The following is a 12,230-nucleotide window of genomic DNA, read 5'->3' on the forward strand; positions in this document are numbered from 1 at the left end:
GTCATGGCTCACACGTCCGCAGCCGCAGGCCACTTCGGTCCTCCCGGCGATGTGCACCCCGTGCTGCGCGCCGCGGGCGCCCCGCCCGCGGCCCTCGAACTCCTCGCCCAGGCCCGCAGCGGACTGGGCGAGGCCCAGGCCCTCGACGTCTCGAACGAGCGGTACGCCACGGCGCACCTCGCCGCCCTGCGCACCGCCGCAGCCGTCCTCGCGGCACGCGGCCGCCCCGAGGCCACCGCGCGGCGGCGGCAGCGGATCCGCAGCGCCTGGGAGGTCCTCCCGGAGATCGCGCCGGAACTGACCGAGTGGAGCGCACTGTTCGCCTCTGGCGCTCCCCGCAGGGCCAGGGCCGAGGCCGGCATACAGGGCGCTGCGAGCCCGCGCGACGCCGACGATCTGCTGCGTGACGCGGCCATGTTCCTGCGCCTGGTCGAGCAGCTGCTCGCGCTCGACCCGGTACTGCCCCGGCCCAGGGAGCAGCCGTCGGATCGTCCGGAAGTGGGATGACGGGGCAGGCAGGGGCACTCACGCGGAGGCAATAGGGTGGGCGGGGCGTTCATCGCCCGCACCGTTCACCGCCCCGCCGCCCGCGGCGGCGCCGCGCCGAGGAGTCAACTGCCGTGTCGGACCCGATGCGCCCCCGGGCATCTCTCCGTACCGCCGTGGTCTGGGAGGTCCTCAAGGACGCCCTCGACCGCAGGGTCAAGGCGGCGGGGACCGACGCCCTGGACGTCCTCGACACCGGCGGGGGCACGGGCAACTTCGCGGTGCCCGTCGCCCGCCTCGGCCACCGCGTCACCGTCGTCGACCCCAGCCCCAACGCCCTGTTCGCGCTGGAGCGCCGGGCGGCGGAGGCGGGCGTCGCCGAGCGCGTGAGGGGTGTGCAGGGCGACATCCACGGCCTGTTCGACGTCGTCGACCGCCGCGGGTACGACGCGGTGCTGTGCCATGGCGTCCTGGAGTATGTCGACGACCCCGCCGAAGGCGTGCGCAACGCGGTCGACGCGCTTCGCCCCGCAGGCACCCTCAGCCTGCTCGCAGCCGGCCTGGGTGGCGCCGTCCTGGCGCGGGCGCTGGCCGGCCACTTCACGGAGGCCAAGCACGCCCTCACGGACCCGGCCGGGCGCTGGGGCGAGGGTGACCCGGTGCCGCGGCGCTTCACCGCCGAGCAGCTCACCGAGCTGGTCACGGCGGCCGGCGTCGAGGTCGGCGCCGTCCACGGCGTGCGCGTCTTCGCCGACCTGGTCCCCGGCGCCCTGGTGGACACCGAGCCGGGCGCCCTGGACGCCCTGCTCAAGCTGGAGGCCGCGGCGGCGGAACTCCCCGCCTTCCACTCCGTCGCCACCCAGCTGCACGTCCTGGGCGAGAAGCAGGAGCCGACGCAGGAGCCGAAGCACGAACCGAAGCCCGGGCCCAGCGGACGCTGAGGCAGCGGCCCGGGGCCCGGGGAAGCGGCTGATCAGCAGCGCAGGCGGACATGGAGTGCGCCACAGGCCCCCCGATCGGCCGCGCTTCCCCGTATGATCGGAGCACACCGTCCGGCATGGCGGATCGGCCACTGGGGAATGCACACCCCCCAGGCAACCGAGAGGGCATGGCGGCCCGGATGGTGAATTGGCGTAGAGGGCGGGTTTCACGGGGGCGATTCCCTGCCTATTCTGAAAGGGCCGCATACGGTCGCCCCCCGCGGCCGACGAGTAGGAGGACTCCGTGCCGCTCTCGGAGCACGAGCAGCGAATGCTCGAGCAGATGGAGCGAGCGCTGTACGCCGAAGATCCCAAGTTCGCGACAGCGCTTGAGGGAAGCGGGCTGCGTACGTACACCCGGCGACGGGTCTACCAGGCGGTCGCAGGCTTTCTGGTGGGTATCGCGCTCCTCATGGCCGGAATGGTCGCACAGCAGATCTGGGTCAGCGTGGTGGGCTTCCTTGTGATGCTCGGCTGCGCCGTGCTCGCGGTCACCGGCTGGCGCAAGGCCCCGAAGCCGGGTGAGCAGCCGACTTCCGGCACTGGCACTGGCACGCCCGCTCGCAGCCAGCCCCGGCAGCGACGGTCGGTCATGAACCGCATCGAGCAGCGGTGGCAGCGCCGCCGTGACGAGGGTCAGGGGCGGTAACCACCGGCAGCGCGGACCGAACGCACCGAGTACCGATGGCCCGGGTCGCACCGGTGGATCGCAACCGCTCGCATCCAGCACTTCGCATTCAGTACTCAGTACTTGGCATCCAGCACTACGCCTCACCGCCTGCGGTATGAGTGAGGGGCGGCCGCTTCCCAGCGGCCGCCCCTCACTCATATCCGGAACTCATACCGCACGCGGGTTCAGCTCTGTTGCCGAAACCGGCGCCACACCGCCGCACCCGCCCACTGCGCCGGGTTCCAGCGGCTGGCGTCCCACCGGTCCGTCACCCCGGCCCACCGGTCCGACATCGCCCACACCACCCGGACGGCCGAGCGCGGCAGCAGAACCGCCCGCATCCGCGCCTTGCGCCCGGCGGCCTCCCGCAACCCCGCCCGTACCTGCCCGGCCTCATCGGCGAGGCTGCCCGGGACGACAGGCCGCGGGGAGTACAGCACCTGCTCCAGCGCGCCCGCCGCCCGGTGCACCGCATCGGCGGGGGCGCCGTCGAGTCCGGCGAGCCGGACGATGCGGGCGGCGGCCTTGCGGGGCGTCTGCGAGTCGTCAGGTGTGATGCCGTAGTCCCAGGCGGAGTCCGTGATCTCAAGCCAGCCGGCCAGGGTACGGGCAGCCGCGTCCGCAGGTGTGCGACCGCGGGTGCCCAGCCGGGACACACGCGCCCGGGTGCGCAGCAGGAACGGCAGCAGAAGCAGCAGCACGAAGATGACCACGCCCAGCCCGATCAGCGCGAACCACAGCAGCGCCTCGAACGGGAAACCCGAGTCGGTTGGCCCGCCGCCGCCCTGCTGGGCCGGACCACCGCACTCGCCCAGCTTCCGCTCCTGCGCCGGGCAGCTCTCTCTCGCGCTCGGCTCCGCCGACGGCTCCGCCGAGGTGCTGGGCTCTGCCTCGGCCGGATCGGAGGCTCCGCCGGACGGCGAGTCCTCGCGGGTGTAGTCCGGCACCGAGCCACGCGACGGCGTCGGCTCGAACCGCGTCCACCCGACGCCCTCGAAGTACAGCTCCGGCCACGCGTGCGCGTCACGCAGGCCCACCGACATGGTGCCGTCCGCCTTCGGCGTACCGGGCGTGAAGCCCACCGCCACCCGCGCCGGTATCCCGAGCGTCCTCGCCATCGCGGCCATCGAGAACGAGAAGTGGACGCAGAAGCCTTCCTTGTCCTTCAGGAAACGCGTGATCGCCGCACTGCCGCTGCCCGACTGCACCTGGGTGTCGTAGGTGAAGCCGCCGTCGGACGCGAACCAGTCCTGAAGTGCGACCGCCCGCTCGTACGCGTTCGAGGCGTCCTTGGTGATGTCCTGAGCAGTCGCCTCGACCACCCCGGGCAGTGAATCGGGGACCTTGGTGTACTCGCGCAGCAGCTCCTCCGGGGGTGCGCCCGCGTCCCCCAGCTGCTGAGCCGTCGGCTGCACGATCAGGCTGCCCGCGGTGTAGCGCGCACCCCGCGTGTTCTGGCCCCGGTCGCCCACCAGGGTGCGGCCGGACGGTTCGTAACGCCAGCGACCCGCGATGTCCACCTGCGTCGCCGGGTAGGGCAGCGGAAGGTAACTCTGGGAGTACCACCCGGCCGCCGAGACACTGGAGTTGATCTCGGTCGTACGGACGCCGGGGCTGAGCCCCGGCGGCCGGGGCAGCCGGTCCGGTACGTCCTGGATCCGGCGCTCCGAGGACTTCCACGCGGCGCCGTCGAACTGATCCAGCGAGACGATCCGCAGGTAGAGGTCCTTCGTGCTCTGCGTGTTCGTGCGGTACCGCAGCACCTCACGGTCCTCGGGCTGGTTCAGGCTGTTCTGGAGCGAGACCAGCGGATTGACCGCCGAAATGGTCCCACCGCCGGAGCCAGAACCCTTGCCCGCGCCCGCCCTGTTCAGCAGCCCGCCGTCCAGAGCGGGCAGCGCGGCGGGCACAGCCAGCGCGACACCCAGGGCCAGTACGCCGATACGCCGGCCCGTGCGAACCGGGGCCAGCGCCGAGCCGCCCGCCGTCTCGAAACCGCCGGCCGCCGGGCGCCCCCCGGCTCTGGGGGCGCCGCCGAACACGCGCCCCCACTGGGACAGCCGGTCCCGGCCCTCGGCCAGCAGAAGCAACAGGTAGCCGGAGGCGGCCAGCAGGAACCACAGCCAGCTCGCGCCGCCCGGCGAAAGCCCCGCGGCCACGGAGTAGAGCGCGAGCAGTGGCAGTCCTGCCGGTGCGGCGCTGCGGAACGTCACCGCGAGCGCGTCCACGGCCAGCGCGATCAGCAGGACACCGCCGACGAGCATCAGCCTGATGCCTTCGGTCGCGGGAGCCGGTATGGCGTACTGCCCGACATCCTCTCCGCCCGCCGCGAACAGCCGGGCGAACTCCTGGAAGGCCTCGGGCCCGGGCAGCACCCCCAGGATCGCGGAGTCCATGGCGAAGAGCGCGGTCAGCATCAGCAGCGCCGCAAGGGCCTGTGCGGTGACCGTCAGCGGCCGGGCCAGTGGCACCCGCCGCGCGAGCGCGCCGACCGCCGCCTGCACCGCCACCAGCAAGGCGGCCGTCAGGAACCACGAGGACTTGTCCACCAGGGGCAGCAGCGCGCCCGCCGCCATCAGGGTCGCCGCCGTGGCACACAGCGTCAGCCGTCCGTTACCGCTCATGACCAACCCCCCGTGGTGGCTGCCGTGCCTGCCGCGCCGCCGACCGGGAAGACCCCCGAGCCGCTGCGCTGTCGTTCCGCGATCCGCCACAGATCCGCCAGGGGCGTCTCGGGCGCCACCGTCAGCACGGTCCACCCCGCCTCGCGCAGGGGCCTGACCCGCTCCTCGGCCTGCTCCGCGATGCGCGCCGACGAGTCCCCCTCGGCTTCGGCTGCCACTGCCTGCCCCGCGGCCCAGGTAGCGCTGTCCAGCACAAAAGCGATTGCTGCGCCGCAGCGCCGGCGCATCCGCGCCGCCACCACCGCCTGTTCGTCGTCCAGATCGCCGAAGAAGGCGATCAGCAGCCCTTCGTTCCCGCCGCGCAGCACGTCGTACGACCGGGACAGACCCCCGCCGTCCGAGTGCCCCACGACGGCGAGCGTGTCCATCATCAGTCCCGCGGAGTCCGCCGTTTCCTGGGTGGCTCCGGCGAATCCGCCCGCGCCCTCACCGGGCACCGAGTTGCCCGTGTCGGTCAACAGCCTTACCGAAAAGCCCCGTTCGAGCATATGCGCCAGAGCGGAAGCCGCCCCCGACACCGCCCACTCGAAGGCGGAGTCGGGCCCCGCCCCCTGGTAGGCGCCCCGCCGGGTGTCGAGCAGCACGGTGCACCTGGCCCGTTGCGGCTGCTCCTCCCGGCGCACCATCAGCTCGCCGTAGCGCGCGGTGGAGCGCCAGTGGACCCGGCGCAGGTCGTCGCCGTGCCGGTAGCCGCGCGGGATCACGTCGTCCTCGCCGGCCAGCGCCAGAGAGCGGTTGCGCCCGTCGCCGTACCCCGACGCCTCGCCTGTCAGGCGCACCGCGGGCAGTGCCTCGACGCGCGGGATCACGGTCAGCGTGTCGTGCGCACTGAACGAGCGGGTCAGCTCGCACATCCCGAAGGGGTCGGTCAGCCGCAGCTGGAGCGGGCCGAGCGGATAGCGCCCGCGCAGGTCGGAGCGGACCCGGTAGGACACCTCGCGCCGGCCGCCCGCCTGCACCCGGTCCAGGACGAAGCGTGGCCGGGGCCCCAGGACGTACGGCACCCGGTCCTGCAGCATCAGCAGGCCGGTGGGCAGCCGCGAGACATTGTCGAGCCGCAGGTGTACGCGCGCCTCCGAGCCCGTCGCCGTCCGTGACGGCGTCAGCCGCCTGCTCCCGGCCACCCGGTAGCGGGTGCGGTACAGCACGGCCACACAGACCAGCGGCAGCACCGCGAGCAGCAGCCCCACCCGCAGCAGATCACCCTGGCCCAGGACATACGCGCAGACCGCGGCCGCCACCCCGGCCGCCAGGAACGACCGGCCACGCGTGGTCAGGCCGGACAGCGCCACCCGCAGGCCGCCCTTGTGGTCCGCCTGCCCGCTCTTGCCGACCCCGGCCGACGCGTCCGGCCCCCCGGCCGTCATCACAGTCGCCGTACGCCGGGGTGCTGGTGGCCGTGGACCGCGGCGCCGGAAGACGGCGTGAGACCGTTCGCGTAGCCGTTGGCGGGCGGCGCCGACGTCGGTACGGCGGTGCGCTGCAGGATGTCCAGGACGACCTGTTCGGCGGTGCGCCGGCTCAGCTGGGCCTGGGCCGTCGGCAGCAGCCGGTGCGCGAGCACCGCCACCGCCAGCGTCTGTACGTCGTCGGGCAGTGCGTAGTCGCGCCCGCTCAGCGCAGCCGACGCCTTCGCCGCGCGCAGCAGGTGCAGCGTGGCGCGCGGTGAGGCGCCGAGCCGCAGGTCCGGGTGGCTGCGAGTGGCCGAGACCAGTTCCACCGCGTACCGCCGCACCGAGTCGGCCACGTGGACCGCGCGCACCGCGTCGATCAGTTTCACGATGTCGTGGGCGTGCGCGACCGGCTGGAGGTCGTCGAGCGGGGAGGCCGCGCCGTGCACATCGAGCATCTGGAGCTCGGCCTCCGCGCTCGGATAACCGATGGAGACGCGGGCCATGAAGCGGTCGCGCTGCGCCTCGGGCAGCGGGTACGTGCCCTCCATCTCCACCGGGTTCTGGGTGGCGACCACCATGAAGGGCGTGGGCAGCTCGTACGACTGCCCGTCGATGGTGACCTGGCGTTCCTCCATGGATTCCAGGAGCGCCGACTGGGTCTTCGGCGATGCGCGGTTGATCTCGTCGCCGATCACGATCTGGGCGAAGATCGCGCCCGGCTTGAACTCGAATTCACGCCGCTGCTGGTCGAAGATGCTGACGCCGGTGATGTCCGAGGGCAGCAGGTCGGGCGTGAACTGGATGCGCCGCACCGAGCAGTCGATGGATCTCGCGAGCGCCTTGGCGAGCATCGTCTTGCCCACGCCAGGCACGTCTTCGATGAGCAGATGGCCTTCCGCGAGGAGCACGGTCAGCGAAAGCCGTACGACCTCCGGCTTGCCCTCGATCACACCTTCCACCGACCCGCGCACCCGCTCCGCTGTGGTGGTCAGATCTGTAAGGCTCGCTCGATCGTCATAGGTCGTCACCCGGCCCTCCTCGGCCCCGTTCCCCGGGCCGGCGTCACGACGACGGAGCGGCCCATCCCAAACACGGACACCAACCGGAGGGTCCGGCACGATGTCACACCCGCATTCTTGTTGCCGTTACCGCTTCGTGTCACTCGCCTGTGGATAAGTGGGTGAGATACGTCTGGTTTGCCATATTTTCATCCACGATCGTGGCGGCTTCGCCCGCTACTTCACCGGGTCGATTTCCCGCAGCAGGCCGGTGGCCACCTCGAAGACGAAGCCGCGCACGTCGTCGGTGTGCGGCAGGAAGGGCGAGGTCCGCACCCGCTGCATGGACTGGCGTACGTCCTGGTCGACGTCCCGGAAGGCCTCCACCGCCCAGGAGGGGCGCTGGCCCACCTCGTCCTCCAGCTCGTGCCGGAAGTCCTCGGTCAGGCTCTCCAGTCCGCAGTTGGTGTGGTGGATGAGTATGACGCTGCGCGTGCCCAGGGCGCGCTGGCTGATGGTCAGGGACCTGATGACGTCGTCCGTGACCACACCGCCCGCGTTACGGATGGTGTGGCAGTCGCCTAGTTCCAGTCCGAGCGCGTCGTGCAGGTCGAGCCGCGCGTCCATGCAGGCGACGACGGCGACACGCAGGACCGGCCGTGCGTCCATGCCAGGGTCTCCGAACTTGGCTGCGTACCGCCGGTTCGCTTCCACGAGGCGGTCGGTGACCGTACCGGCGGTGCCTGCCGCGGGGGGAGTGGCGGATGGCTCGGCGGGAAGGTGCGCGGAAGTCGACATGGCTCAGACGTTAATGCGCGCCACGGGGATAGGCCCGCTGTGAGAAGGGACAAAGGACGTCAACAAGTCTTGTTGTGAGGTAACCCACAAGCATTCATCGAGTCTGCTCCGTTCGGGTGAAAAGTCGCCCGAGCGACGCGCTGGCCGGTTGATTGACCGCCAGGACCGGTCGACTAAAGTGGCGCGATGTGGGTGGCCAGACGCACCCCTTGTCGCTTTACGGACACATACCGCACATACCGAAAAACTCCCGTGCGCGGCGTACGTACGGCCCGGCCTCCTCCCGCTCGCCGGTCGGCCGACGCCCCTTCCCCGGCGCCGGCAGGCCGTCTCCCCTTCTGAGCGGGTGGGGACCAGGCCGTACGTGCACCACCGCGCCGGTACCTGAGAGGGCGCATGAGCCAGACCCGACACGTCCCGGTGATGCTCCAGCGATGCCTGGACCTGTTGGCCCCGGCCCTCGGTGAGCCGGGAGCGGTGGTCGTCGACTGCACCCTCGGCCTCGGCGGGCACAGCGAGGCACTGCTCACCTCCTTCCCCCAGGTCCGGCTCATCGCGCTGGACCGGGACAAGGAGGCGCTGCGGCTCTCCGGCGAGCGGCTCGCCCCCTTCGGCGACCGGGCCACCCTGGTGCACGCCGTCTACGACGAGCTCCCCGACGTTCTCGACCGGCTGTCCGTGCCCCGTGTCCAGGGCGTCCTGTTCGACCTCGGCGTCTCGTCGATGCAGCTCGACGAGCGCGAACGCGGTTTCGCGTACGCCCACGACGCCCCCCTCGACATGCGCATGGACCAGACCACGGGCGTCAGCGCGGCCGAGGTCCTGAACACCTACCCGCCGGGCGAACTGGTGCGGATCCTGCGCGCGTACGGCGAGGAGAAGCAGGCCAAGCGCATCGTCTCGGCGGTCGTGCGCGAGCGCGAGAAGGAGCCGTTCAGCGACAGCGCCCGGTTGGTGGAACTGATCCGTGACGCGCTCCCGCAGGCCGTCAAGCGCACCGGCGGCAACCCCGCCAAGCGCACCTTCCAGGCGCTGCGCATCGAGGTCAACGGTGAGCTGACCGTGCTGGAACAGGCGATCCCGGCGGCCGTGAAGACGCTGGACGTGGGCGGCCGTATCGCGGTCCTCTCCTACCACTCGCTCGAAGACCGCCTCGTCAAGCAGGTCTTCGCGGCCGGCGCGGCCAACACCGCGCCCCCGGGGCTCCCGGTCGTGCCGGAGAGTTACCAGCCGCGGCTGAAGCTGCTGACCCGCGGCGCGGAACTGCCGACCGAGGCGGAGATCGCGGAGAACCGCCGCGCGGCGCCGGCGCGGCTGCGCGGGGCCGAGCGCATCCGGCAGGATGTGCGGTGAAGGCGGTCCAGCAGGTGGGGGAGACGGCCGCGCGGCTGTCCCGGATGCTGCCGTCCGGTGCCGGTGCCGGCACCGGTTCGAGCTCCGGCTCCGGTGCGCGTTCCGGTACGTCCGGCCAGGCGGCCAGGGCCCCCTTCGTGCTGCTGGTCGTGCTGCTGCTCGGCGGCGGGCTCATCACCCTGCTGATGCTCAACTCCTCGCTCAACGAGGGCTCGTTCAAGCTGAGCGAACTCAAGAAGCGGACCACCGAACTGACCGACGAGGAGCAGGCGCTCCAGCAGGACGTGGACGACCGGTCCGCGCCCGGGGCGCTGGAGCGCAGGGCCCGGGAGCTCGGCATGGTGCCCGGTGGCAGCCCGGCCTTCCTCGAACCGGACGGTACGGTCCGTGGCGAGGCGTCCCGGGCCCCCGACGCCCCGGGTGCGGCATCCGCCGACGTAGCCCCCCTCGGCGCTCCCGACCCGGTCCCGCTCCCGCCGGCCTCCGCGCCCACCGTGCAGCCCGCGCCCGCGCCCCCGCCGCCGTCCCCGGTGTCTCCCACCTCCGGCGCCTCCACCCCCGCTCCCGCCCAGGGGAGCCCGTCCGCGATGCCGACCCCGACTCCCGGCAGGTGACGCAGTGCCCCCCAAGGAACCGCCGCGCCGTCGCGTGCCCCGCCCCGGCCGCCCGCAGAACGCGGGGCGCCCGGGGTCCGGCGCACGCCCCAAGGCCCACCCCGCCCCCCGGCGGCCACGCCCGGCGGCCAAGGCCCCGCGGTCCCTGCGGCTCGGCAGCCCGAGACCCCGGCTGCGCTTCGTCAGCTTCGCCCTGACGCTGGTGATGCTGGCCTTCGTCGTACGGCTGCTCCAGGTGCAGGCCGTCGACGCCAGCGCCTACGCCGCCAAGGCGGAGAAGAACCGGTACTCCAGCGCCACGCTGCCCGCCGAACGCGGCGAGATCACCGACCGCAACGGCATCGCCCTCGCCACCAGCGTCGACGCGCACGACATCACGGCCGACCCGTCGATGTTCACCCCCGCCTTCAGCAAGGCCCCGGACGCACCCCGGCAGGCTGCCGCGCTCCTCGCCCCCATCCTGCGCAAGAACGCCGGTGACCTGGCGAAGCAGCTCAGCAAACCCAGGAGCAGGTACGCCGTCCTCGCCCGCCGCCAGACCCCGCAGATCTGGAAGCAGATCAAGGACCTGAAGGGGGTCTTCGCCGACAAGGCCCAGACCGACAAGGCCAAGGGCGGCAAGGGCGTCAACGTGCTCGCCGGTGTCTTCCAGGAGGACAGCAGCAAACGCGTCTACCCCAACGGTGATCTGGCCGCCGGAATACTGGGTTACGTCAACGCCGAGGGCAAGGGCGCGGGCGGCATCGAGGTCCAGCTGAACAAGGAACTCGCGGGCAAGGACGGGGAGATCAAGTACGCGCAGTCCGGCGGCCGCCGCGTGCCCACCGCCGGCGCCCGCGAAGTCCCGGCCGTCCCCGGCTCCGGCATCGAGCTGACCATCGACCGCGACATCCAGTGGGCCGCCCAGAACGCCGTCGCCGAACAGGTGAAGAAGTCGGCGGCGGACCGGGGCTATGTCATGGTCCAGGACAACCGCACCGGTGAGGTCCTCGCCATGGCCAACGCCCCCGGCTTCGACCCCAACGACCTCTCGCAGGCCGACTCGGCCTCCCTGGGCAACGCCGCCCTCCAGGACGCCTACGAACCCGGCTCGACCTCCAAGGTCATGTCCATGGCCGCGGTGCTGGAGGAGAACGCCGCGGCCCCCGGCACGCACGTCGTCGTACCCAACCGGCTCCACCGCGGCGACCGGCTGTTCAAGGACGACATCGACCACCCCACCTGGTACCTCACGCTCAACGGCGTACTCGCCAAGTCCAGCAACATCGGCACGATCCTGGCGACCGAGCAACTCGGCACCTCGCGGGCCCAGGCCAACAAGGTGCTCCACTCCTACCTGCGCAAGTTCGGCCTCGGCAGCCCCAGCGGGCTCGGCTACCCCGGTGAGACCGCGGGCATCCTGGCTGAGCCCAAGGACTGGAGCACCTCGCAGCAGTACACGATCCCGTTCGGCCAGGGCCTGTCGCTCAACGCCATGCAGGCCGCCTCCGTCTACTCGACGATCGCCAACGGAGGCGTACGGATCCAGCCGACCCTCGTACGCGGCGCCAAGGGCCCCGACGGCCGCTTCACGCCCGCCCCGGCGCCCAAGAAGACCCGCGTGGTCAGCGAGAAGACCGCCAAGACGCTCGCCACGATGCTGGAGTCCGTCGTCGACGACGAGGAGGGCACGGGCACCAAGGCCCGCATCCCCGGCTACCGCGTCGGCGGCAAGACCGGCACGTCCAACCGAGTGGATCCGGCCACCGGGCGCTACAAGGGGTACACCGCGTCCTTCGCCGGCTTCGCGCCCGCCGACAACCCGCGGGTCACCGTCTACTGCGCCATCCAGAACCCGACCAGGGGCAGCTACTTCGGCGGCCAGATCTGCGGCCCCATCTACAAGGAGGTCATGGAGTTCGCGCTCAAGACCCTCCAGGTCGCACCGACCGGCAGCAACCCCCCCCGACTTCCGGTGTCCTTCGAGCCCGGCCAGTGATTCAGGACCACCAGTGACAACCATCACCCGAAGCTCCGGAAACCAAGAAGACCCCGCCCCGCACGGCCCCTCGCCCACCCGTCTCCCACCGCCACCCTCAACCGACGCCGCTGCGCGCCGACCCCCCTCGCCCACCCGTCTCCCACCGCCACCCTCAACCGACGCCGCTGCGCGCCGACCCCCCTCGCCCACCCGTCTCCCACCGCCACCCTCAACCGACGCCGCTGCGCGCCGACCCCCCTCGTTTCGCGGGGGACCGGGTGGGCCCGGTACGC

General features: G+C 72.1%; 10 protein-coding genes. 6 read left to right on the plus strand and 4 right to left on the minus strand.

Going from position 1 to position 12,230, the window contains the following annotated elements:
* Positions 1-3 precede the first annotated feature (3 nt).
* The 3 genes from ACU6WZ_RS22455 (at position 4) to ACU6WZ_RS22465 (ending at position 2,115) form a co-directional block, all read left to right on the plus strand.
* Complete coding sequence (locus tag ACU6WZ_RS22455; protein WP_447029960.1) at positions 4-507, plus strand: SAV_6107 family HEPN domain-containing protein; 504 nt, start codon at positions 4-6, stop codon at positions 505-507.
* Between the two features lie 113 nt (positions 508-620).
* Positions 621-1,427 (plus strand): methyltransferase, encoded by an 807-nt coding sequence (locus ACU6WZ_RS22460; RefSeq protein WP_447029962.1) that lies wholly within the window; start codon positions 621-623, stop codon positions 1,425-1,427.
* Between the two features lie 283 nt (positions 1,428-1,710).
* Positions 1,711-2,115: an SCO2097 family morphological protein gene (locus ACU6WZ_RS22465; RefSeq protein WP_447029963.1), complete on the plus strand. Its 405-nt coding sequence runs from the start codon at positions 1,711-1,713 to the stop codon at positions 2,113-2,115.
* A gap of 206 nt (positions 2,116-2,321) precedes the next feature.
* On the opposite strand, the gene ACU6WZ_RS22470 is transcribed toward ACU6WZ_RS22465, so the two are convergent.
* From ACU6WZ_RS22470 to ACU6WZ_RS22485, 4 genes are all read right to left on the minus strand, one after another.
* Entirely contained in the window at positions 2,322-4,760 is a 2,439-nt protein-coding gene (locus ACU6WZ_RS22470) for a transglutaminase TgpA family protein (protein WP_447029965.1), read from the minus strand.
* Positions 4,757-6,187 (minus strand): DUF58 domain-containing protein, encoded by a 1,431-nt coding sequence (locus ACU6WZ_RS22475; protein WP_447029966.1) that lies wholly within the window; start codon positions 6,185-6,187, stop codon positions 4,757-4,759. The genes ACU6WZ_RS22470 and ACU6WZ_RS22475 overlap by 4 nt, the downstream gene beginning before the upstream one ends.
* The gene (locus ACU6WZ_RS22480; RefSeq protein WP_447029968.1) at positions 6,187-7,242 is read right to left on the minus strand and encodes an AAA family ATPase; all 1,056 of its coding nucleotides are present in this window, start codon (positions 7,240-7,242) and stop codon (positions 6,187-6,189) included. Before ACU6WZ_RS22480 ends, ACU6WZ_RS22475 begins: the two co-directional genes overlap by 1 nt.
* A gap of 207 nt (positions 7,243-7,449) precedes the next feature.
* Positions 7,450-8,010: a beta-class carbonic anhydrase gene (locus tag ACU6WZ_RS22485; protein ID WP_447029969.1), complete on the minus strand. Its 561-nt coding sequence runs from the start codon at positions 8,008-8,010 to the stop codon at positions 7,450-7,452.
* 396 nt (positions 8,011-8,406) lie between these two features.
* On the opposite strand from ACU6WZ_RS22485, the gene rsmH reads away from it, so the two are divergent.
* Genes rsmH through ACU6WZ_RS22500 form a run of 3 tightly spaced genes read left to right on the plus strand, consistent with a single transcriptional unit; the run spans position 8,407 to position 11,955 of the window.
* Positions 8,407-9,363 carry a 16S rRNA (cytosine(1402)-N(4))-methyltransferase RsmH gene (gene rsmH, locus ACU6WZ_RS22490; RefSeq protein ID WP_447029970.1) on the plus strand — a complete coding sequence of 319 codons (957 nt, stop codon included), beginning with the start codon at positions 8,407-8,409 and terminating at the stop codon, positions 9,361-9,363.
* Between the two features lie 44 nt (positions 9,364-9,407).
* Positions 9,408-9,977, plus strand: coding sequence for a cell division protein FtsL (gene ftsL, locus ACU6WZ_RS22495; RefSeq protein WP_447034187.1), 570 nt, complete (start codon positions 9,408-9,410; stop codon positions 9,975-9,977).
* Positions 9,978-9,981: 4 nt separating this feature from the next.
* Complete coding sequence (locus ACU6WZ_RS22500) at positions 9,982-11,955, plus strand: peptidoglycan D,D-transpeptidase FtsI family protein (protein WP_447029971.1); 1,974 nt, start codon at positions 9,982-9,984, stop codon at positions 11,953-11,955.
* Positions 11,956-12,230: the final 275 nt, after the last annotated feature.

It is taken from the genome of Streptomyces hypolithicus (assembly GCF_052934925.1).

Bases quoted from the DNA above. Each gene is read 5' to 3' on its own strand.
- ACU6WZ_RS22455 (WP_447029960.1), top strand. From the start codon at position 4: ATGGCTCACACGTCCGCAGCCGCAGGCCACTTCGGTCCTCCCGGCGAT.
- ACU6WZ_RS22470 (WP_447029965.1), bottom strand. From the start codon at position 4,760: ATGAGCGGTAACGGACGGCTGACGCTGTGTGCCACGGCGGCGACCCTG.
- ACU6WZ_RS22475 (WP_447029966.1), bottom strand. From the start codon at position 6,187: ATGACGGCCGGGGGGCCGGACGCGTCGGCCGGGGTCGGCAAGAGCGGG.
- ACU6WZ_RS22485 (WP_447029969.1), bottom strand. From the start codon at position 8,010: ATGTCGACTTCCGCGCACCTTCCCGCCGAGCCATCCGCCACTCCCCCC.
- rsmH (WP_447029970.1), top strand. From the start codon at position 8,407: ATGAGCCAGACCCGACACGTCCCGGTGATGCTCCAGCGATGCCTGGAC.
- ftsL (WP_447034187.1), top strand. From the start codon at position 9,408: ATGCTGCCGTCCGGTGCCGGTGCCGGCACCGGTTCGAGCTCCGGCTCC.